We start from the raw sequence: 21847 nt of genomic DNA, 5'->3' as shown, positions 1-21847 counted from the left end.
GTGCTCGCCGGGAACGTGTGGCTGAATTGTCACCATCACCACGGGCGGGTCGAGGAGCAGATGTGAAGCAGGGCGGGCAGCACCCGATCGCAGCCGGAGTCACGGCGCTCGTCGCGGTCGCGGTCGGGGTGGGACTGATCATCGGGATCGGGATGTTTGTCGGTGCCAACATCCTGGGCCTGGGTGGCGGCGGTGCCGCCGACGACCAGGCCACCGACCCGGACGCGGGCGCATCGCTCTACGCTCCGTCGCCCAAGCCGACCAAGACCGCGAGCGGGCCGGCGATCACGCTCAACGCCTCGCCCACGAGCGCTCCGGAGAAGCAGGCGGCCTCCACGAGCCCGTCGCCGTCCAGGACCGTCGACGAGAAGCCGGCGAAGAAGGAGATCACCCTCCAGGCCGGAATCGTCCAGGCGAAGCCGATGGAGCAGATCGACCTCAGCGGGATCTACCCGCGCGGCGAGGGCGCCATCCTCCGCCTGGAGCGCAACGACGGGCAGGGCTGGGAGGAGTTCGGGATCCCGGACGTACCGGTCAGGGGCGAGCAGTTCTCCACCCCGATCCAGTCCGGCCGGGTCGGGAAGCACAAGTTCCGGATGAAGGACATCGACACCGGCATCTACTCCAACGTCGTGACCGTGACGATCGGCTGAGATGGAAGCGAAGATGGAATAGGCCATCGCACGCTTGGTTGTATGTGGGTATGACGGTTCCCACGATCAAGCTCAATGACGGCACTTCGATCCCGCAGTTCGGTCTCGGCGTCTGGCAGGTTCCGCAGGACGAGACCGAGCAGGTGGTGAGCCAGGCTCTCGAGGTCGGCTACCGCCACATCGACACCGCGCAGATGTACCAGAACGAGGCCGGAGTCGGCGCCGCGCTGAAGAGCGCCGGGCTCGCCCGCGAGGACGTCTACGTCACCACCAAGCTCAACAACTCCCAGCACGACCAGGCCTTGGCGAAGGCATCGCTGGAGAGGTCCCTGGAGCTGCTCGGCCTGGACCGCGTCGACCTGTTCCTGATCCACTGGCCGCTGCCGACGCGGTACGACGGGACGTACGCGAAGACGTGGGAGGCCCTCGTCGGCCTCCGCGAGGAGGGCCTGACCACCTCCATCGGCGTCTCCAACTTCCAGCCCGACCACCTCGACAAGATCGTCGCCGAGACGGGTGTCGCGCCCGCGGTCAACCAGATCGAGGTCCACCCCTACTTCGCCAACGAGGCCGCTCGCGCCGCCACCCTGGCGCACGGCGCGAAGGTCGAGTCGTGGTCCCCGCTCGGGCAGGGCGGCGGTGAGCTCGCCGACCCGGTGGTCGCCGAGATCGCCTCCGCCCACGGCAAGTCGCCCGCCCAGGTGCTGCTCCGCTGGCAGATCGACCGTGGCGACATCGTCTTCCCCAAGTCCGTACGCCGCGAGCGGCTCGAGGAGAACCTCGCGATCTTCGACTTCGAGCTGAGTGCCGACCAGGTCACCGCCCTCGNGAGATGGCAGTTGTGGGCGACGAAAGTTGAGTTTCGTCGCCCACAACTACGGATTCGGCCCGCCAGAACTACAGATTCGCTGGCGTCAGGCCGAGACGGCCGCCTCGAGCTGGTCGAGGGCCCAGTGGAGGTCGTCCTCGGCGATCACCAGGGGCGGCGCGAGGCGGATGGTGGAGCCGTGGGTGTCCTTGGCGAGTACGCCGCGGGCCAGGAGGCGCTCGCAGATCTCGCGACCGCTGGCGATGGCCGGGTCGATGTCGACGCCGGCCCACAGGCCGCGGGAACGGAAGCCGACGATGCCCTTGCCGACCATCGCCATCAGCCGGTCGCGCAGGACCTGGCCGAGCGCCTCGGCGCGGGCCTGGAACTCACCAGTCTCGAGCAGGTCGATGACGGCGGTGCCGACGGCGCAGGCGAGCGGGTTGCCACCGAAGGTGGAGCCGTGCTGGCCGGGGCCGATGACACCGAGCACGTCGCGGTCGGCGACGACGGCCGAGACGGGGACGATGCCGCCACCGAGGGCCTTGCCGAGGATGTACATGTCCGGCTTCACGCCGGCGTGGTCGCAGGCGAAGGTGTAGCCCGTACGGCCCAGGCCGGCCTGGATCTCGTCAGCGGCGAAGAGCACGTTCTCGCGGGTGCAGACCTCGCGCAGCCCGATCAGGAAGTCGTCGGCGGGGATGACGACGCCGGACTCACCCTGGATCGGCTCGACCAGCACGGCCACGGTGTTGGGGGTGATGGCGGCCTCGATCGCGGCGAGGTCGGCGTAGGGGACCATCACGAAGCCGGGAGCGAACGGGCCGAAGCCGTCGCGCGCGTCGGCGTCGTCGGAGAAGCCGACGATCGTGGTGGTGCGGCCGTGGAAGTTGCCGGCCATCACGATGATCTCGGCCTGGTCGGCGGGGACGCCCTTGACGTCGTAGCCCCACTTGCGGGCGACCTTGATCGCGGTCTCGACCGCCTCGGCGCCGGTGTTCATCGGCAGCACCATGTCCTTGCCGCACATCGCGGCCAGGCGGGCGGTGAACTCGGCGAACTGGTCGTGCACGAACGCACGCGAGGTGAGAGTGACCTTGTCGAGCTGCTCACGGGCCGCGGACAGCAGAGCGGGGTGGCCGTGACCGAAGTTCAGCGCGCTGTAGCCGGCCAGCATGTCGAGGCAGCGACGGCCGTCGACGTCGGTCACCCAGGCGCCCTCGGCGTGGCTGATCACCACCTCGAGGGGGTGGTAGTTGTGCGCGGAGTGCGCCTCGGCGGCCGCGAAAGCGGCGGGGGTCAAGCTGGTCGCAGCGGTGGCCTGAGCCTCGTTGAGCAGGGTCATCGCACTCCTCCATCTGTGGGGCGTTCTCGGTGATCCGATGAGGATCATCTGATTGTCGGACAATCCTACGATCAGGCTACGCCAGATGTCTCATCGTTGTCGCCCTGGGTTTTCAGGGGCACCAAAGGCCTGGCACAGCCTCCCCACAGGAAGCCGGCGCACTCTGGAAACATGAGCGACAAGAGTACGGACGGCGAGGCTCCCGAGCCGGTGCAGCCGGCCGTCGAGCAGCCCGCGCCGGCGGCGTACGCGCCGCCTACCTACGGTCCTCCGACCGCCGCTGCTGCGGTGCCGGTCGTGCCGGTCGCGCCGGTCGCGCCGGTCTCGCCGACGCCGAAGAAGAAGCTCTCCGAGCGGGTCTTCGGTTGGAAGAGCGTCGCAGCTGCTGCGGCCGTCGGTCTCGTCCTCGGCGGTGGGGTCGTCGCGGGGGTGGTCGCCGCCGTCGTCGATGGTGGCGACGACCAGGGCCCGCGAGAGCTCGGCCAGATGCGCGATCAGATGCCCTACGGGCAGACGCCCGACGGTGGCCAGATGCCTGACTTCGGCCAAGGTGGCGGAGGCCCCGGCGGGTTCGGCCAGCAACTGGACCGGTCCGACGGGCAGTCCTCCCAGGGTCAGTCGAGCTGACCCATCCCAAGATCGCGTACGCCGCCCGGCTCCCCGACCGGCGGCGTACGTCTTGATTTGTCTCCGCCGTGCGGGGGCTCGTAACCTTGTGAGGTCGTGACTCCTGCCGCGTCCTGATCATTTCGCACGGTCAGGGACGCAGATCCGGATGACTGCCGCTGGAACACCCAGAGGGCAGGGCAAGCCGGGCCGTGTTCGTCAGAAGCCACGCAGCACCATCCCGGTGCGCATCCGTGCGCCGGGTCCAACGAACTAAGAAGGCACACGTGCGTACTTACGCTCCCAAGCCGGGCGACATCGAGCGCGCCTGGCTCGTGATCGACGCGACCGACGTCCGTCTCGGCCGCCTCGCTGTCCAGGCCGCTGAGCTCCTCCGCGGCAAGCACAAGGCGATCTTCGCGCCCAACGCGGACACCGGCGACTTCGTCATCGTCATCAACGCCGAGAAGGTCTCCCTCTCCGGCAACAAGGCCAAGACCAAGCTGGCTTACCGCCACTCCGGCTACCCGGGTGGTCTGACCGCGACCCCGATCGGCGAGATCCTCGAGAAGGACGCCCGCAAGGCGATCGAGACCGCTGTCTGGGGCATGCTGCCGAAGAACAAGCTCGGCCGCCAGATGCTCAAGAAGCTCAAGGTCTACTCCGGTCCGACGCACCCGCACGCCGCGCAGCAGGCCGTTCCGTTCGAGATCAAGCAGATCGCCCAGTGAGCCAGGACCAGGACATGACTGAGAACACCGTAGAGGTCGAGGAGACCTTCGAGACCGACGAGCAGGGCCTCGCGTACACCTCCGAGAGCGCCCCGTCCGCCGACACCCCCGAGCGCCCGGCGACCATCGCCCCGGCTGCCGCCACCGGCCGCCGCAAGGAGTCCGTCGCCCGCGTCCGGATCGTCCCGGGCACCGGCGAGTGGACCATCAACGGTCGCACCATCGAGGACTACTTCCCCAACAAGCTGCACCAGCAGATCGCGAACGAGCCGTTCGCCGCGCTGCAGCTCGAGGGTCGCTTCGACGTGATCGCCCGCATCGACGGCGGCGGCATCGCCGGTCAGGCCGGCGCGCTGCGTCTCGGCGTGGCCCGTGCGCTGAACGACGTCGACACCGACGCCAACCGCCCGACCCTGAAGAAGGCCGGTCTGCTGACCCGCGACGCCCGCGTCGTGGAGCGGAAGAAGGCCGGTCTCAAGAANGGTTTCGTCGCCCACAACTACATTCTCGGCCGCATCTCCTGCGGTCTCGGCTGGGGTCGGTCAGCCGTTGGTGACTGTCACGTCGTCGGCCATGACGTACGCGATCCGGTGGTTGAACCAGATCTGGTAGTAGGTCGTGTCGCCGGTGATCACGATGCAGTCGGGGACGCCGTCGACGGTGGCACAGTTGAAGTTGACCGCCTTGTAGTAGTCGGTCGGCACCGTCGCGTCGGCCAGGACGTACTTCTGACCTGCGGGGATGGTGTACTGCAGCGGCGCGATCGTCCGTGGCGTCACCCCGTCGGGATAGTCGCTGGCCTTCGTCGGATAGGCGGTGCCGTAGACCTTCGCGGCGGCGCCGGCCTTCGGGGTGACGGCCTTGCCGTCGGAGGGCAGCAGTACGTCGCGGGGGTTCTGGATCCAGCCCTGCTTGCCGCCGAACCAGACTCCCCACCACGTCGAGCGGGTCCGGTCGTTGACGACGACCTTCTGCCCGGCCGCCAGGCGCGGGCCCCAGTTGGAGACCTTGGCGGAGCCGCCGACGACGGTGTCCGGCAGCAGCGGAGCGTCGGTGGAGGGCTCGGAGTAGACGTTGACGAAGTTGGTGCCCCGGTCGCTCGGGCAGGGGACGCCCGCCTCCGTGCAGCCGGTCATCACGTTGCCGGTGTTGGTGTCGAAGTCGGGGTTGACCGTCCAGATCTCGCTTCGCGACTTCCGGTCGGCCTTGATCGGCGACCGCAGCAGGTCGAAGTAGTGGCTCCAGTCCCAGTAGGGGCCAGGGTCCCAGTGCATCCCGGCGACGTTGGCCGGCGCGACGCCCTGGACCTGGTCGTGGCCGATGATGTGGGCCCGGTCCAGCGGGATCCCGTAGCTCTGGGCCAAGTAGCCGACCAGGGTGGCCGAGGTCTGGTACATCGCCTCGGTGTACCACGCTCCGTCGGCGGCGTAGCCCTCGTGCTCCAGCCCGATCGAGTGGCTGTTGACGTACCAGTTGCCGGCGTGCCAGCCGACGTCCTTCCCGGGGATGTGATGAGCGACGTGGCCGTCGACCGAGCGCAGCGTGTAGTGCCAGCCGAGGTAGGTCGGGTCCTGGACCAGCCTCACGGTGCCGTCGTAGGAGGTCTCGGTGTCGTGGATGACGATGTAGTCGACCGACCCCTCCTCGGGCCGGCTGCCGAGGTCGTGGTTGCCGTAGTCGCCGATCGTGTCGCCGGTCTGCTCGTAGGGCGCCGGCAGCGACTCACAGCCGAGCACGGCCGGACACTCGACCGCGTCCCCGGTCGAGGACTCGGCGAGGTCGAGCCGACCGATCGCCTCCTCGCTGGCGGCGACCGGCTTCGCGGCCAGGGTGACCTGGTGCCCGTCGTTGGTCGTACGCGACTCCCCCGCGCTCAGCGTCGCGAACACCTGCCGGGCGAACTTGAGAGCGGTCGCCTCGTCGGCGGCCCCGCTGAAGCGGCCCACTGCCGCACTCCAGTCCGCCAGGGTCTCGGCCCCGCCCGCGGCCTCCTGGTAGTCGGCGAGCACCGCCGCGCCACCGCAGATGTTGGCGACCGCGTCCTCGCGCAGGTCGGCGACCGGGATCCCCGTGATGTCGTTGGCCGTACGCAGCGTCTCGACCTCACCCAGCCTGACCGCCTCCTCGCGCTGGCGCGTGGTGGTTGCGGGCAGGTTGGAGCCGTCGCCCTTGCCGAGCGGGTCGGGATGGGCCTCGGTGTCCTTCGCCAGGGCCGGCAGGTCCGTCAGGTGCATCGGTCCGTAGCCGCCCGATGTGCTCGGTGCCTCCCCGTGGGCGTCCCAGCGCGACTCCATGTAGGAGACCGCGAGCAGCACCTCGGCCGGCACCCCGCTGGTCTTCGCCGCTCGCTCGAAGACCGCCTGTCGGTCGGTGGTGCCCGCCAGGCAGGCATTCCAGTCGGGCTCGGCGGCCGAGGCAACCGCCGTGATCGGAACCGCGACGAGCAGGCCACCGAGCAGCGCTCCGGCCGCGGCCAGGGCCGGCCGGTGTGGACGTGAGAGACGCATAGGCACGAGAAGACCTCCCGGGACGCGGACAAACCGACCCGTGCAACCTAGCCGAATCCGCAGTTGTCGCGGGGCAGTTGTGGCAGGCGAATCTGCCGAAATGGCGAACGCCCTCCCAGAAGTCCGGGAAGGCGTTCGAGGAGATCTTAGCCAGATTCAGTCGAGATAGTCGCGCAGAACCTGCGATCGGGACGGGTGTCGCAGCTTCGACATCGTCTTGGACTCGATCTGGCGGATGCGCTCGCGGGTGACCCCGTAGACCTTGCCGATCTCGTCTAAAGTCTTCGGCTGACCGTCGGTCAGGCCGAAGCGCATGCTGACGACGCCGGCCTCACGCTCGGAGAGCGTGTCGAGCACCGCGTGCAGCTGCTCCTGGAGGAGCGTGAAGGAGACCGCGTCGGCCGGGACGATCGCCTCGGAGTCCTCGATCAGGTCGCCGAACTCGGAGTCGCCGTCCTCACCCAGCGGGGTGTGGAGCGAGATCGGCTCGCGGCCGTACTTCTGGACCTCGATGACCTTCTCCGGGGTCATGTCGAGCTCCTTGGCCAGCTCCTCCGGGGTGGGCTCGCGGCCCAGGTCCTGGAGCATCTGGCGCTGGACGCGCGCGAGCTTGTTGATGACCTCGACCATGTGCACCGGGATACGGATGGTGCGGGCCTGGTCGGCCATGGCGCGGGTGATCGCCTGACGGATCCACCAGGTGGCGTACGTCGAGAACTTGTAGCCCTTGGTGTAGTCGAACTTCTCGACCGCACGGATCAGACCCAGGTTGCCCTCCTGGATCAGGTCCAGGAAGAGCATGCCGCGGCCGGTGTAGCGCTTGGCCAGCGAGACGACGAGACGGAGGTTGGCCTCGAGGAGGTGGTTCTTGGCGCGCTTGCCGTCCTCGGCGATCCACTCGAGCTCGTCGAGGATCTTCGGGGTGATCTTGCCGCCCTTGCCGAGCTTCTCCTCCGCGAAGAGGCCGGCCTCGATCCGCTTGGCGAGCTCGACCTCCATCTCGGCGTTGAGCAGCGGGACCTTGCCGATCTGCTTGAGGTAGTCCTTGACCGGGTCGGCGGTCGCGCCGGCGACCATGACGGTCTGCTCGGGCTCGTCGGTGTCGTCGGAGGTGGAGACGACGAAGCTCTGCTTCGAGGCCTCCTTCTCGTCTTCCTTGATCGTGGGATCGGCGGCGACATCCTTCTCGAACTGCTCGTCGGGGATGTCGGGCAGGATCTTCTTGCCGTCGGGACCGAGCTGGACGACCGGGGTCTCGTCGTCGGTGTCGTTGTCCGAGTCGTCGACCTCGATGTCGTCGACATCGACCTCGACGTCCTCGAGGACGATCTCCTCGCCGTCCTCGTCGATCTCGGTCGTCTTCTTCGGCTCGGGCTCATCGGCCTTCTTCGCCGCGACCTCGGTGGCCGGCTTCGCGGGCGCAGCCGCCGCCTTCTTGGCGGCGGCCTTCTTCGCCGGCGCCTTGGCCGTGGTCGTCTTGCGGGTCGAGGTAGTCGCCGCCGCGGCACGGCCGGTGACGGCGGTGCCGAGGTCCACCGAGATGCCGAGCGTGCTCAGGTGACCGAGCAGTGCCTTGAGGTGCCTGGGCTCGACCGCGGCATCCTCGCTGGCCTGGCGGACCTGGTCGGGACTGACCCGTCCGGTTGGCTTGGCCTGGTCGATCAGCGCCTTCACGGCAGGGTGGGCGAGTACCTCAGCAGGTATCTTGCGCGCGTTCGAGGACACGAACACCTCTCCGTCGAACTTGGTCGAGACTTATCAAAAACTGAGTTTGGGCGCGGCAGGGCCCGGGGTCGTCAAGAGCCGCAGATTCATTCTGCCACGATGGTGGTGAACATTCCCCATCCGGGGCATCATGTCCCCCAGCAACTCATCCGGCTGCTTTGGCTGCGGCTTTCTTCTGCTGTTTGTAGTCACGTACCTTCTGCAACGACGCAACGTCGACGACGTCAGCCACAGAACGGTAACCATCGAGTGCGTAGTCACCGACGGCCTCCTGCCAGCCATCGGGCCGCACTCCCAGCTGCTTGGCCAGCAGCGATACGAAGATCTGCGCCTTCTGCTTCCCGAAGCCCGGGAGCGCCTGGACCCGCTTGAGCAGGTCCTTGCCGCTGGTCGCCTCGGTCCACAGCCGGGTGACGTCGCCGCCGTACTCGCTGGTGACGATGGTCGCGATCCCCTGCACCTTCGCCGACATCGAGCCGGGGAACCTGTGGATCGCGGGCGGCGTCGAGGCGATCGTCTTGAACTCCTCGGGGTCCATCTCGGCGATCTTGGCGGGATCCAGGTGGCCGAGGCGGGTCACCAGCTTGTGACCGCCCTTGAACGCATCCTCCATCCGATACTGCTGATCCAGGGCCATACCCAGCAGCAGCGCGAACGGATCCTCGGAGAGCAGCTTGTCGGCGGCCTCGTCGCCGGTGATGTGGAGAGAAGGCATAAGGGACATCCTGCCTCATCTCGCGATGTAGTACGTGGTCATGCCTGTGGAAAGACGGTCGCGGGATTCCGGCGTCCGTTGCACGCTAGGCCCATGGCCACCATGCCCACTCTGTCCGAGACGTCCGTCGAAGGGCTGCACGAGCCGCTCTCGCCGGTGCTCGAGAAGCGGTTGCGACGTGCTGTGCTCGACCACACCGCCACCGAGCATCGGCGCTCGTTCCTGGCGCTCGTCCACCTCGGCATCCCGGGCGGCAAGGAGGTAGCCCACGCGCATCGCGAGGACGAGCCCACCGACTATTGGCTGCGCACCGACATCATCCACAGCATGCGTCGCCGGGTCGGCGTGCCGGATCCAATCGTGTGGCTGACTCGCCCTGCCGAAGCGAAGCCCGAGGCCATAGGCACTGCCGAAGCGAAGCCCGAGGCCATAGGCACTGCCGAAGCGAAGCCCGAGGCGATAGGCACTGTCGGCCTGGAGGTCGAGGACGTCGACCTCCGCTGGCTCGCCGCCGCCCGAGCCGCGTTCCGGGAGATCGGGGCACCCCTGACGTACGTCGTGGTGACCCGCAACGCGTGGGTCGATCCGCGCTCGGGGCTGGGTCGCCGGTGGAAGCGGCTGCGCTACCGCAACGACTAGGCCGGACGGTCCGACCAGGTGAGCGCCTCCTCCCATGCCGTCGGAGGAACAGCACCCTCGAGCATTTGCGCGACCAGCACACCGAGACCGTGGTGACGCTCGCTCGCGAAGCACCTGTCGAGCGCACACCACGCGAGCGCGCCGTCACCGCCCAGCCAGGCGGCGAAGGCCAGCACGGCGGCCGGGTGGGCGACGTGGTCGTCGGGGCTGCGGCGTACGACATCGGTCCACAGGCGCACGTGGGACCTGGCCTCTGCCCGGGTCATCCCGCCCCAGGCGGCGTCGCGCCGCTGCGGGTCGCGCAGCGCGAGCAGCAGGGAGGCGATCTGGACGGCCGACAGCACCATCCCTGCGACCGCATCGTCGACCAGCCTGCCGACCTCGTAGATCTTCATCGGCGACGCCTGCTCCAGCGCCGCCTCGGTCTCGGCGACAGCCGCGGGCACAGCGGCGATCGAGGCCGCCAGCTCCGTCCGTGAGCGGCGCACCAGATGTCCGTCGTAGACCGCCTGAGCGCGGAACGGATGCGCCCCGACATCGAAAGGCACGCCATCCTCGGAAACGCCGTGGAACCCGAGCGGGTCGAACCATCGGCCGTCCTGCACCCGCAGGCACCCGATCAGGTCGATCTCGCACTCGGCGAGCCTCTCGGCGAGACGGCGGGCGAGCTTCACGCCGAAGCGCGGGCCACTGTCGTAGAGGACGAGCAGGACGCCGCGCACCTGGTGTCGGACCGCGGGCAGCAGCAGGCTGTCCAGGCAGTCCTCGACCTCGTCCGGCGGAGGTAGGTCGATCCTGCCGTGGACCTGATGCTCACCGCCGAAGGTCAGCATGACGATCGACTTCTCTGGCTGGAAGCCGAGCAGGACGGGGACTGCCGCCAGGACGTCCTCGGGACGGCCGATGGAGAGTTTCGTGGTCATGCGGACCACACTCGCCGCGACCCACCGACAGTTTCGGCGCCAATAACCGTGCCTGTGGACAACCGCCTCCCCAACCGCACCTGTGGACGGTGAACGGCCCGCCTCAGACTGTCCCCGCTGCCAGATAGGTTGCCACCATGAGAGCGCACGCGTCGGTGATGCACCTCGACCTGGACGCGTTCTTCGCCTCGGTCGAGCAGCGCGACAAGCCTTCCTTGCGCGGCAAGCCGGTGGTCGTCGGCGGCATCGGCGGACGCGGCGTGGTCAGCACCGCCTCCTACGAGGCCAGGACCTTCGGCGTCCGCTCGGCGATGTCGACCCGCGAGGCCCGTGCGCTGTGCGGGCACGCCGCCTTCCTCTACCCGCGCTTCCATGCCTACAAGAAGGTCAGCGAGCAGGTCTTCGGGATCCTGCGCGAACTCTCCCCGCTGGTCGAGCCGCTCTCGCTCGACGAGGCCTTCGTCGACCTCGCCGCTGCCGACCTCCCCGACCTCGAGGTCGACACCGTCACCGCGACCGCCTCGAGGATCCGCGAGGAGGTCGCCCAGGTCACCGGCGGGCTGAGCGCCAGCGTCGGCCTGGCCAGCTCGAAGTTCATCGCGAAGATCGCCAGCGACCTCGAGAAGCCCGACGGCCTGGTCGTGGTGGCGCCCGGCACCGAGCTCGACCTGCTCCGTCCGATGAACGTCAAGGTGATCCCTGGCGTCGGTCCTGCCACCTCCGAGCGCCTGCGCCGCGCGGGCATCCACACGGTGGCCGATCTGGAGCAGGTCAGCGTCGAGGAGCTCGTACGCCTCGTGGGCAAGTCCCACGGCACCAACCTCTACAAGCTGGCCATGGCCCAGGACGACCGCCGCGTCGAGCCCGAGCGTGAGACCAAGTCGGTCAGCGTGGAAGGCACCTACGACACCGACCTGACCGACCGGCCACTCATGGAGCAGATCCTCACCCGGCAGGCCGGCGAGGTCGCCGGCCGACTGAAGAAGAACGGGCTCTCGGGCCGCACGATCACGATCAAGGTCAGGCTCTACGACTTCACCACGATCAACCGGTCCACGACCCTTCCGGCTCCGACCGACCAGGCCGGCACCATCGCCCGCCTGGCCAGGACTCTGCTCGGCGAGCTCTTCACCGCGGGCGAGACGGCCGGGGGCGTACGCCTTCTCGGGGTCGGCGTCTCCGGACTCGCCGACTGGATCCAGGAGGACCTCTTCGGCGACGACAGCGACGAGGACGCCGAGCCCGACCTCCCTCTGCCCGAGCCGGTACGGCGGCCGACCTGGGCGGCCGGGATGGACGTCGTCCATGCCGAGATGGGTCGCGGCTGGGTCTGGGGCTCGGGACGGGGCGTCGTGACCGTGCGCTTCGAGACGGCCGAGACTCCCGCCGGCCCGGTGAGGTCGTACGCCGTCGACGACCCCGACCTGCAGCCGTTCAGCGAGTCCTGACACCCTCTCCCCCGGCTCGATCTCGCCGTCGCGGCGATCGGGTGCAGTATCGCGCCAGACGACCAAAGTGTGCGATAGCGCGTTGCGATGGCCCGGGCGCGCCGGTCCCGTGGTCGAGGCAGCGAGGGTGGCGGGGATAGGGTCTCGTTCATGTCTGCCGCCCTCTCCTCGACGCCCTGGCCGATCGCCCCCAAGAAGCCCTCGTCCAAGCAGTTCCACGGCCTGAGCCGGACCGATGACTACGAGTGGCTTCGGGAGAAGGAGAACCCCGAGGTCATCGCCTACATCGAGGCCGAGAACGCCTACACCAAGGAGCAGACCGACCACCTCGCCGACCTGCGCACGCAGATCTTCGAGGAGATCAAGGCGCGCACTCTCGAGACCGATCTGAGCGTCCCTACGCGCTCGCGCGGCTACTGGTACTACGGCCGCAGCTTCGAGGGGAAGCAGTACGGCGCGAGCTGCCGGGTGAAGGCCGACGACCCCGATGACTGGACCCCGCCGACCCCAGCCGACGTCACCCACGACCAGCCCGCGCTCCCCGGCGAGGAGGTGCTGCTCGACCTCGACGCGCTCGCGGAGGGCCACGACTTCTTCAGCCTCGGCGGCTCCAGCGTGAGCCCGTCGACCACCCTGCTCGCCTACGCGACCGACGTCGCCGGCGACGAGCGCTACACCGTACGCGTCAAGGACCTCACCACCGGCGAGCTGCTCGACGACGAGCTCACCAACGTCCATGGTGGTGCCACCTGGGACCGCGAGTCCTCGGCGCTCTACTACACGACCGCCGACGAGTCCTGGCGTGCCGACAAGATCTGGTGCCACCGCCTCGGCACCAGCCAGGACGAGGACGAGCTGGTCTTCCACGAGACCGACGACCGGTTCTGGGTCGGCGTGGGACGGACCAAGTCCGACCGGTTCATGTTCATCGGCACCGCCGCGAAGATCACCGCCGAATACCGCTTCCTCGACCTCGACGACCCCGACGCCGGCTGGCAGGTCTTCGCCGCCCGCGAGGAGGGCGTCGAATACTCCATCGAGCACGCCACCATCGCCGGCGAGGACGTCTTCCTGGTCACCCACAACGCCTCCGGCCCCGACTTCGAGATCGCCACCGCGCCGATCGCCCCGACACCGCGGACCGAGTGGCAGCCGCTCGTCCCCCACACCCAGGGCGTACGCCTGGAGGACGTCGACGCCTTCGCGGGCCACCTGGTCGTGCACCAGCGCAGCGAGGGCCTGACCCAGCTCCGCATCCTGGAGCTCGGCCCCGAGGGAAGCACAGCCGGTGTCTCCGATGATTATCTGGTGAAGTTCGACGACGAGCTCTACACGATCGGCTCCGGCTCCAACCCCACCTTCGAGAGCCCGATCGTGCGGCTCGGCTACACCACGATGCGCACCCCGGCCTCGGTCTACGACTACGACGTGCGCAACCGCGAGCTGACCCTGCTCAAGCAGGCCCCGGTGCTCGGTGGCTACGACCGCGACGACTACGAGGAGCACCGGCTCTGGGCGACGGCCGAGGACGGCGTACGGGTGCCGATCTCGATCGTGGCGAAGAAGGGGCTCCACGAGACCGGGCCGATCCCGGTGCTTCTCTACGCCTACGGCTCCTACGAGGCCAGCATGGACCCCTACTTCTCCATCGCCCGGCTGAGCCTGCTGGACCGCGGGATCGGGTTCGCGATCGCCCACATCCGCGGCGGCGGCGAGATGGGCCGGGCCTGGTACGACGACGGGAAGATGCTCAAGAAGCAGAACACCTTCTCCGACTACATCGCCTGCGCGCGCCACCTCGCCGAGTCGGGCTGGTCGACGCCCAGCCAGATCATCGCCGAGGGCGGCAGCGCCGGCGGCCTGCTGATGGGTGCGGTCGCCAACCAGGCGCCCGACGCCGTGGGCGCGATCGTGGCCGCGGTGCCGTTCGTGGACGCCCTGACCACGATGCTCGACGCGACGCTGCCGTTGACCGTCACGGAGTACGACGAGTGGGGCAACCCGGAGGCCGACAAGGAGACGTACGACTACATGTCCTCCTACGACCCTTACACGAACGTCACCCGGCAGCACTACCCGCCGATCCTGGCCGAGACCAGCATCAACGACACCCGCGTGCTCTACGTCGAGCCCGCGAAATGGGTCGCCAAGCTGCGCGCGACGGCAGAGAATCCTGGTGACGTACTCCTGAAGACGGAGATGGCGGCCGGCCACGGAGGAGTCTCGGGGCGCTACAAGGCGTGGGAGGACCGGGCGTTCAGCCTGGCCTGGATGATCGATCAGGTGACCTCTTCGTAGGGCATATCTGCCGGGATCTCGGGGTACTCCATGAGAAACCCCTGAGATTCACCTCGCGATGCAACTTATCGCCCGCGGCGTACGTCGAACCGGACAAGAGATCGAAGACGGATTCGATGACAAGGCGCTCTACCAGGGAACACCTGGGAGGGGCGAAGCGTTGAAACCACCGTGAGGCCACAAACCTCACCGTGAGGAGGTTCCCATGGCGACACGCACCGCCACTGCCACCCGAGAGATCGAGGGCCGTGACAGCGTCGGGCTGTATCTCGACGAGATCGCCCGCAACGAGCTCCTGGATGCTGCCAAAGAGGTTGAGCTGTCCAAGGCGATCGAGGCCGGCCTGATGGCCGAGCATCTGCTGGCCGAGGGCCGCGTCGGCCGCAAGAAGGCACCCGGTGGAGCCACCCGAGCCGAGCTGGAGTGGCTGGCCGAGGAAGGCCACCGCGCCACCCGTCAGTTCATCAACGCCAACCTGCGACTGGTGGTGTCCATCGCGCGCAAGTACGGCCGTGCGCAGATGCCGATGCTCGACCTGATCCAGGAAGGCAACACCGGCCTGATCCGGGCCGTTGAGAAGTTCGACTACACCAAGGGCTACAAGTTCTCGACGTACGCGACGTGGTGGGTGCGCCAGGCGATCACCCGCGGCATCGCGCAGCAGGCGCGTGTGGTCCGGCTCCCGGTCCACGTCGTCGAGGAGCTCAACCAGGTCGGCGGCGCCCGCCGCACCCTGGAGCGTCAGCTCGGCCGCGACCCGGAGCCGGAGGAGATCGCCGCCGAGCTCGGAATGGACATCGACCGCGTCCTCGACCTGCTCTCCTGGGGTCGTGACCACGTCTCGCTCGACACGCCGATCGACGAGGACGGCGACACCTCGCTGGGTGACCTGATGGCTCAGGAGTCCTCGCCGTCGCCCGACATGGACGTCATCGACGTCGAGTCGCGCGAGCGGCTCAACTCGCTCGTCGGTCAGCTCGACGAGCGTTCAGCCGACATCGTCCGCTCCCGCTACGGGCTCACGGACGGCCGTCAGCACAAGCTCGCCGACATCGGCGTCAAGCACGGCATCTCCGCCGAGCGCGTACGCCAGCTCGAGCGCGAGGCCCTGCAGAAGCTGCGCCGCTTCGCAGACCCCGACCTCGCGGCGTAACCACCCCGGCCGAGGCGTCAGTCCGGCAAGCCGAGGCGTCACTTAAACAGATCGAGTTGGCACTACGGTGCCAACTCGATCTGCGTATCTGACGCTTCGGCCGACGCGAGCGACGTCTCGGCGGTCAGTAGCCGCCGGGCGGCGGAGCCATCTCCAGGCGTACGCCGATGAGGCGGACCGGGCGGTCCTTCTCGACCCGCTCCAGGAGCGCCTCGGCCTCGTCCGCCAGGCGGTCGGGGTCGAGGGTGGGCTCGGGGAGCTTGTGGCCGCGGGTGACGGTGAAGAACGGCTTGAGCCGCACCTTGATCTCGACCCTGGTCACCGGGCGGCCCTCCTTCAGCACGTCCGTGAGGCACTCGGCGCACAGGCGGCGGGTCGCGGCGACGATGTCGGGCCACTCGACGAGGTCCTGCTGGAAGGTCTCCTCGTGGCCGTGGCCGCGCGCGACCCACGGCGACGGGTCCACGGGGCTGGTGTCGGCGCCGCGGCCCAGACGGCGCAGCCAGGGGCCGGTCGTGGGGCCGATCTCGGCGGCCAGACGCTCCGCCGAGGCCGCTCCCAGGTCGGCGACGGTCTCGATCCCGAGCCCGGCGAGCCGCTTCGCGGTCTTCGCCCCGATCCCCCACAGCGCGTCGGTCGGACGGTGGCCCATCTCGGCGTCCCAGGTCTCGTGGCTGATCCGGTAGACGCCGGTCCCCCGCAGCTGCCCGCCCGGCCCGGGCTCGTGGCCACCCGCACCGGCCTCACGCGCGAGTGCACCGTCGACCCGCTGCTTGGCGAACCCCGTGGCGAGCTTCGCCTGCAGCTTGTTGTCGCCGACACCGACGCCGCTGCGCAGCCGGGTGCGTTCGAGCACGAGGTCGCGTACGTCCTGGGCGAAGGCCGTCGGATCACCGAGGTCGCCGTGGCCGGGGCCGGGCCCGAGAAACGCCTCGTCCCAGCCGAGGACCTCGACCAGGACGGGTACGCCGCCCCACTCCAGCGATCGCAGCGTGTCCATGACGCCCGCGGAGGCCTCGTCGTAGGCAACGTGGTCGACCGGCAGCAGCACCGCGTCGGGACACTTCCGCACCGCCAGCCGCAGCGGCATCCCCGAACCCACCCCGTGCGCCCGAGCCTCATAGGAGGCCGTCGAGACCACCGCCCGCTCGGTCGGGTCCCCGCGCCCACCCACGATCACCGGTTGACCGGCCAGCTCGGGCCGGCGTAGCACCTCCACCGCCGCGATGAACTGGTCCAGGTCGACGTGCAGCACCACCGTCATGCGTCGATGGTGCCACGAACGGCCGCAGCGAAGCGTCAGCCTTGCGAGGCAGCCTCGGAGAGAGCCGCGGAGGCCCGCTCCGCCTGCTCGCGTACGTCACTGGGAACCGGCACCGCGTCGGCGGTGCGCTGCTGCCACAGCTGCATGGCGACGACCTTCGCGGCGGCGTCCTCGACACGAGAGCGCTCGAGGCGACCGGAGCGCAGCGCCTTGACCACGCTGCGGTGGGCGGCCTTGGAGTTGGCCGGCATCAGCAGGAGGTCGGCGCCGGCCTCGAGGGCGGCCACCGAGGGCTTCTTGGTGGTCGTCGTGACCGCGCCCATGCCCAACGAGTCGGTGACGGCGATGCCGTCGAAGCCGAGGTCGTCGCGGAGCAGGTCGTAGATGGGGGCCGCCATGCTGGCCGGCTTCCCGGGAGCCACAGCCTTGACGTCGACGTGGCTGATCATGACGGCCGGAGCCCCGGCGTCCACCGCGGCGTCGAACGGCACCAGGTCGCGGCGCTTGAGCTTCTTCTTCCCGAAGTCGAGCTCCTGGAGCCCGAGGTGGGTGTCACCGGTGACCGCGCCGTGGCCCGGGAAGTGCTTGGTGGTGGAGACCAGACCGGCGGCGTTGTAGCCCTGCACGGCCGCGGAGACCGCCGTCGCGGCGATCCTCGGGTCCTCGCTCGGGGAGCGCGAGCCGATCGTCGGATCGGCCGCGCCGACGGTCACGTCGGCGACCGGCGCGAACGCCCAAGTGAAGCCCAGGTCGCGCAGCTCGAGCGCCGTCGTCCGCGCCGCCTCGGTCGTCGCCGTGACTCCCTTGCGCGGCTTCGCCTCGATGGCGTCCCCCGTGCGCGCGAACTCAGGGAACTCGGTGGCCACGCCGCGCAGGTGGGAGACGACGCCACCCTCCTGGTCGACGCCGATCACCGCCGGGAACGAACGCCCGTCAGCCGCCACCGCACGAGAGACCGCGGCGGTCGTCTCGCGCACCTGGGCCTCGTCGACGACGTTCTCGCCGGTCACGCTGACACCGGCGAGGTGGAGCTTGCGCACCATCTTCGCGGCCTTGGCCGGATCGGTGCCGTGGTAGCGGCCGACGATCACCTGTCCGGCGAGCTGCTCCTCGTCCCAGCCCGACACCAGCTCGCGGGCGGTCGCCAGCTCTCCGCGCGTGGGACCCCAGGCGAGCGGCGTGGTGTCCTTCTTCGGGTCGATCTTCGTGGTGGCATTGGCCGGCCTGTTCGGCTCGTCCTCGACCCTCGTCGGCATGCCGACGGTCACCGCTGCCGCGCCCGCCCCGGCCGCCAGGGCCAGCACGGCCCCAGCGATCACCGGTCGCATCCAACGCCTCGGCCGACGCCGCTGATCCTCTGAATCGGTGTGCTTGCCCCCAGTCACGCGGCCGAGTATGTCAGCAACCCCCACTCATCTCACGAACCGGCGAGGGCGTCGTAGATCTCCCGCACCCGCTTCCGCAGGTCATCGAGGGTGCCGGTGTTGTCGATGACGTACGTCGCCGCGGCGAGCCGATCCTCGCGACTGGCCTGCGCGGCGATGCGGGCACGGGCGTCGATCTCCGTCATCCCACGCGCGATCGCCCGTTCGACCTGGGTCTCGACCGGTACGTCGACGACGATCACCTCGTCGAAGAAGGGCGCGTAGCCGACCTCGACCAGCAGCGGGATGTCGTTGACGACCAGCTTCCCGGCCGTCCGCCCGGCCTCCTCGAGCTCCGCGGAGCGCGCCCCGACCAGTGGGTGCACGATCGCGTTGAGCCGCTCGCGGGCGCCCTGGTCGGCGAAGACGATCTCCCCCACCTTGGCCCGGTCGAGCGCACCGGACTCGGTCAGCACCGAGGGCCCGAACTCCGCCACGACCTGGGCGAGCCCCGGGGTGCCCGGCTCGACGACCTCCCGGGCGATCTTGTCCGAGTCCACGATCACCGCCCCGAACCCGGCCAGCAGCTCCGACACCGTGCTCTTCCCCGAGGCGATCCCGCCGGTGAGTCCTACGCGCATGGGCCCAACCTAGTGCGACCGCTGTCGGCGCCTGACGGCGCCTAGGCGGGCATGGCCGAGTCGAGGCTGTCGCTGCAGGCGAACCGGCGCCGGTAGGCCTGCGGGGAGAGCCCTCGCACCCGGGTGAAGTGGTGGCGCAGGGCCGCGGCGTTGCCGAAGCCGACCTCGCCCGCGATCCACTCCACCGATCGGTCGGTGCGCTCGAGCAGCTCCTCCGCCCGGCGGACCCGCTGGGCGGTGATCCAGGCATACGGCGTCGCCCCGGTCTCGGCGCGGAACCTGCGGGCGAACGTACGCGGCGACATCAGCACCTGCCGGGCCAGCGAGTCCACGTCGAGGTCTTCGTGGAGGTTCTCCACGATCCAGGCCAGCAGCGGACCGAGCGTCTCGGCGTCGACCTCCGGTACGGGGTGGGAGATGAACTGCGCCTGCCCACCGTCGCGCTGAGGCGGCACGACCATGCGCCGGGCCACGGCCGAGGCGACCGCTGCACCGTACTCCTGGCGCCAGATGTGCAGGCACGCGTCCAGTCCGGCGGCGGTGCCGGCGCTGGTGATGATCTGCCCGGTGTCCACGTAGAGCACCTCGGGCACCACCTTCGCCTCGGGGAACCTCTCCGCGAGCTCGTCGGTGTACTTCCAGTGGGTGGTGCACTCACGCCCGTCGAGCAGACCCGCCGCACCCAGTGCGAAGGCCCCGCCGCAGACGGTCAGGATTCGGGCGCCACGGTGATAGGCGCGCAGCAGCGTCTCGGCCACCCGCGGCGGCACCGGGTCGCCCCTGCGCATGGCCGGCACACACACCAGGTCGGCTTCGTCGGCCCGCTCCAGCCCGTAGGTGGCCTCGATCCCGAAGCCCAGGTTCGAACGCACCAAGCCGGGCTCGAGCGAGCAGACGCCGAACTCCAGCAACGGCACCCCGTCGTCGGTCCGGTCGAGCCCGAACGCCTCGCACACGACTCCGAACTCGAAGGGGGCGACACCGTCCCAGATCAACGCAGCTACGTTCCTAAGCACCTTAGAAGGGTGCCAGTTGGCAGGAAATCGCGCAACTTAGGCATTTCTGCCAATGTGGCAGGAATACCTGGTAGCGAAGAATTACTGCCATGAACACAGCACTCATCGTCCTCATCGCCCTGCTCGCCGTCGCCGCGTACGCCACCTTCGCCTCCGTCCGCAGCGACCGCCCCAAGACCGCGCCCCGGTCGCACGCCACCGACCCGGCCTTCGAGCCGCTGAGCAGCCTGCCAGCCGTCAGGTGGCCCTAAAAGCCCGAATGCCCGGCCCCTCGAAGGGGCCGGGCATTCGTGCGTTTTCAGAGCATCAGCTCCGCATCAGGCGTTCACTGACCGCCGGTCAGCTTCTCGCGCAGAGCCTGCAGCGCCTCGTCGGAGGCGAGCGAGCCGCCCTCGTCCTCGGAGACGGTCTCGTCGACCGAGCCACCCGAGGAGTAGGAGGTGGCCTCGCCGGCCTCGGCAGCCTTCTCGGCAGCCTCCTGCTGCTGCTTGATGTGGGCCTCCCAGCGGGCGTGGGCCTGAGCGTACTGCTCCTCCCACTTCGCGCGCTGCTCGTCGTAACCCTCGAGCCACTCGCCCGTCTCCGGGTCGAAGCCCTCGGGGTAGATGTAGTTGCCCTGGTCGTCGTAGGTCGCCGGCATGCCGTAGAGCGTCGGGTCGAACTCCTCGACGTCGGTCGAGGTGACCGTCTCGTTGGCCTGCTTCAGCGAGAGCGAGATGCGACGACGCTCGAGGTCGATGTCGATGATCTTGACCATGACGTCGTCGTTGACCTGGACGACCTGCTCGGGGATCTCCACGTGGCGCTCGGCCAGCTCGGAGATGTGCACCAGGCCCTCGATGCCCTCCTCGACACGGACGAACGAACCGAACGGCACCAGCTTGGTGACCTTACCCGGGACGATCTGGCCGATCTGGTGGGTGCGGGCGAAGTGCTGCCACGGGTCCTCCTGGGTCGCCTTCAGCGACAGGGAGACACGCTCGCGGTCCATGTCCACGTCGAGAACCTCGACGGTGACCTCGTCACCGACGGTGACGACCTCGGACGGGTGGTCGATGTGCTTCCAGGACAGCTCCGAGACGTGGACGAGACCGTCGACGCCGCCGAGGTCCACGAACGCACCGAAGTTGACGATCGAGGAGACGACACCCTTGCGGATCTGACCCTTCTGGAGCTGGGTCAGGAAGCCGTGGCGAACCTCGGACTGGGTCTGCTCGAGCCAGGCACGGCGCGACAGGACCACGTTGTTGCGGTTCTTGTCGAGCTCGATGATCTTGGCCTCGAGGGTCTGACCCACGTACGGCTGCAGGTCGCGGACGCGACGCATCTCGACGAGGGAGGCCGGGAGGAAGCCACGCAGGCCGATGTCCAGGATGAGACCACCCTTGACGACCTCGATGACCGCGCCCTCGACGACGCCGTCCTCCTCCTTGACCTGCTCGATCGTGCCCCAGGCGCGCTCGTACTGCGCGCGCTTCTTGGACAGGATCAGGCGGCCTTCCTTGTCCTCCTTCTGGAGCACCAGGGCCTCGACCTTGTCGCCGACCTCGACAACCTCGGACGGGTCGACGTCGTGCTTGATCGAGAGCTCGCGCGACGGGATGACACCTTCGGTCTTGTAACCGATGTCGAGCAGGACCTCGTCCCGGTCGACCTTGACGATGACACCGTCCACGATGTCGCCGTCGTTGAAGTACTTGATGGTCTCGTCGATCGCGGCGAGGAAGTCCTCTTCCGACCCGATGTCGTTGATCGCGACCTGAGGCGCGTCGTAGTCGGGAAGAGGAATGTTGAGCGTGCTCGTCATAAGGGAGGTGGTTTCCTTGGGTGGACAGATATCGTCGGGTCACACACGGCTCAAGTCTCGGGTCGGCCACCCCTCACCGGCACAAACAGGCTTCGTCGCCCGGCGTGAACCGGCGGTCGAGGTAGCAAGCCAAGGTCCACTAGGTCTGGGACCCGGGCAGACTTCAGACGCAGTTTCTTAGCCTACGCTCCCGTCACAGGCTCC

Annotated in this window: 18 protein-coding genes and 2 pseudogenes; 10 read left to right on the top strand and 10 right to left on the bottom strand. The window is 68.9% G+C overall.

What is annotated here, in order from left to right; translation table 11 throughout:
- The first annotated feature begins 62 nt into the window (after positions 1–62).
- Positions 63–653 (top strand): hypothetical protein, encoded by a 591-nt coding sequence (locus tag ACFX43_RS09755; protein WP_378820007.1) that lies wholly within the window; start codon positions 63–65, stop codon positions 651–653.
- 50 nt (positions 654–703) lie between these two features.
- Positions 704–1480: pseudogene (locus ACFX43_RS09750) on the top strand (aldo/keto reductase); the annotation flags it as partial.
- A gap of 87 nt (positions 1481–1567) precedes the next feature.
- Here ACFX43_RS09750 and rocD read toward each other — a convergent pair.
- The gene (rocD, locus tag ACFX43_RS09745) at positions 1568–2806 is read right to left on the bottom strand and encodes an ornithine--oxo-acid transaminase (RefSeq protein ID WP_378820005.1); all 1239 of its coding nucleotides are present in this window, start codon (positions 2804–2806) and stop codon (positions 1568–1570) included.
- Positions 2807–2977: 171 nt separating this feature from the next.
- On the opposite strand from rocD, the gene ACFX43_RS09740 reads away from it, so the two are divergent.
- From ACFX43_RS09740 to rpsI, 3 genes and pseudogenes are all read left to right on the top strand, one after another.
- On the top strand, positions 2978–3433 hold the full coding sequence (locus ACFX43_RS09740; RefSeq protein ID WP_378820003.1) for a hypothetical protein: 456 nt from the start codon (positions 2978–2980) through the stop codon (positions 3431–3433).
- A 266-nt stretch (positions 3434–3699) separates the two neighbouring features.
- Positions 3700–4143, top strand: a complete 444-nt coding sequence (gene rplM / locus ACFX43_RS09735) for a 50S ribosomal protein L13 (RefSeq protein WP_141791781.1) — start codon at positions 3700–3702, stop codon at positions 4141–4143.
- 14 nt (positions 4144–4157) lie between these two features.
- Positions 4158–4646: pseudogene (gene rpsI, locus ACFX43_RS09730) on the top strand (30S ribosomal protein S9); the annotation flags it as partial.
- A 39-nt stretch (positions 4647–4685) separates the two neighbouring features.
- On the opposite strand, the gene ACFX43_RS09725 reads toward rpsI, so the two are convergent.
- The 3 genes from ACFX43_RS09725 to ACFX43_RS09715 form a co-directional block, all read right to left on the bottom strand.
- The gene (locus ACFX43_RS09725) at positions 4686–6650 is read right to left on the bottom strand and encodes an N-acetylmuramoyl-L-alanine amidase (protein ID WP_378820000.1); all 1965 of its coding nucleotides are present in this window, start codon (positions 6648–6650) and stop codon (positions 4686–4688) included.
- 156 nt (positions 6651–6806) lie between these two features.
- Positions 6807–8381, bottom strand: a complete 1575-nt coding sequence (locus ACFX43_RS09720; protein WP_378819997.1) for an RNA polymerase sigma factor — start codon at positions 8379–8381, stop codon at positions 6807–6809.
- Positions 8382–8520: 139 nt separating this feature from the next.
- Positions 8521–9099, bottom strand: a complete 579-nt coding sequence (locus ACFX43_RS09715; RefSeq protein ID WP_378819995.1) for an HhH-GPD-type base excision DNA repair protein — start codon at positions 9097–9099, stop codon at positions 8521–8523.
- 84 nt (positions 9100–9183) lie between these two features.
- Here ACFX43_RS09715 and ACFX43_RS09710 point away from each other — a divergent pair, with 84 nt between their 5' ends.
- Positions 9184–9729, top strand: a complete 546-nt coding sequence (locus tag ACFX43_RS09710) for a hypothetical protein (RefSeq protein WP_378819992.1) — start codon at positions 9184–9186, stop codon at positions 9727–9729.
- Here the strand turns inward: ACFX43_RS09710 and ACFX43_RS09705 are convergent.
- Positions 9726–10652 (bottom strand): DUF4192 domain-containing protein, encoded by a 927-nt coding sequence (locus ACFX43_RS09705; protein WP_378819990.1) that lies wholly within the window; start codon positions 10650–10652, stop codon positions 9726–9728. The genes ACFX43_RS09710 and ACFX43_RS09705 overlap by 4 nt on opposite strands.
- 137 nt (positions 10653–10789) lie before the next feature.
- Here ACFX43_RS09705 and ACFX43_RS09700 point away from each other — a divergent pair, with 137 nt between their 5' ends.
- From ACFX43_RS09700 to ACFX43_RS09690, 3 genes are all read left to right on the top strand, one after another.
- A complete protein-coding gene (locus ACFX43_RS09700) occupies positions 10790–12100 on the top strand; it encodes a DNA polymerase IV (RefSeq protein ID WP_378819987.1) in 1311 nt (436 codons plus the stop codon).
- A gap of 150 nt (positions 12101–12250) precedes the next feature.
- Positions 12251–14398: a S9 family peptidase gene (locus ACFX43_RS09695; RefSeq protein WP_378819984.1), complete on the top strand. Its 2148-nt coding sequence runs from the start codon at positions 12251–12253 to the stop codon at positions 14396–14398.
- Between the two features lie 205 nt (positions 14399–14603).
- Positions 14604–15551, top strand: coding sequence for a sigma-70 family RNA polymerase sigma factor (locus ACFX43_RS09690; RefSeq protein ID WP_160024257.1), 948 nt, complete (start codon positions 14604–14606; stop codon positions 15549–15551).
- A gap of 124 nt (positions 15552–15675) precedes the next feature.
- Here ACFX43_RS09690 and ACFX43_RS09685 read toward each other — a convergent pair whose 3' ends face one another.
- From ACFX43_RS09685 to ACFX43_RS09670, 4 genes are all read right to left on the bottom strand, one after another.
- Positions 15676–16815 (bottom strand): DNA polymerase IV, encoded by a 1140-nt coding sequence (locus ACFX43_RS09685; RefSeq protein ID WP_378819982.1) that lies wholly within the window; start codon positions 16813–16815, stop codon positions 15676–15678.
- A gap of 35 nt (positions 16816–16850) precedes the next feature.
- Positions 16851–18143: a glycoside hydrolase family 3 N-terminal domain-containing protein gene (locus tag ACFX43_RS09680; protein ID WP_378819979.1), complete on the bottom strand. Its 1293-nt coding sequence runs from the start codon at positions 18141–18143 to the stop codon at positions 16851–16853.
- 89 nt (positions 18144–18232) lie between these two features.
- Complete coding sequence (coaE, locus tag ACFX43_RS09675) at positions 18233–18820, bottom strand: dephospho-CoA kinase (RefSeq protein ID WP_378819977.1); 588 nt, start codon at positions 18818–18820, stop codon at positions 18233–18235.
- 41 nt (positions 18821–18861) lie between these two features.
- Positions 18862–19836: a helix-turn-helix domain-containing protein gene (locus tag ACFX43_RS09670; RefSeq protein WP_378819974.1), complete on the bottom strand. Its 975-nt coding sequence runs from the start codon at positions 19834–19836 to the stop codon at positions 18862–18864.
- A gap of 89 nt (positions 19837–19925) precedes the next feature.
- Here ACFX43_RS09670 and ACFX43_RS09665 point away from each other — a divergent pair, with 89 nt between their 5' ends.
- Positions 19926–20087 (top strand): hypothetical protein, encoded by a 162-nt coding sequence (locus ACFX43_RS09665; protein ID WP_378819971.1) that lies wholly within the window; start codon positions 19926–19928, stop codon positions 20085–20087.
- A gap of 74 nt (positions 20088–20161) precedes the next feature.
- Here ACFX43_RS09665 and rpsA read toward each other — a convergent pair whose 3' ends face one another.
- On the bottom strand, positions 20162–21643 hold the full coding sequence (gene rpsA / locus ACFX43_RS09660) for a 30S ribosomal protein S1 (protein ID WP_008361841.1): 1482 nt from the start codon (positions 21641–21643) through the stop codon (positions 20162–20164).
- Positions 21644–21847: the final 204 nt, after the last annotated feature.

Origin of the sequence: Nocardioides sp. YIM B13467, assembly GCF_042788075.1 — a bacterium.
In the GTDB taxonomy this organism is placed as follows: domain Bacteria; phylum Actinomycetota; class Actinomycetes; order Propionibacteriales; family Nocardioidaceae; genus Nocardioides.
This window is presented reverse-complemented; position numbering and strand designations above follow the sequence as displayed.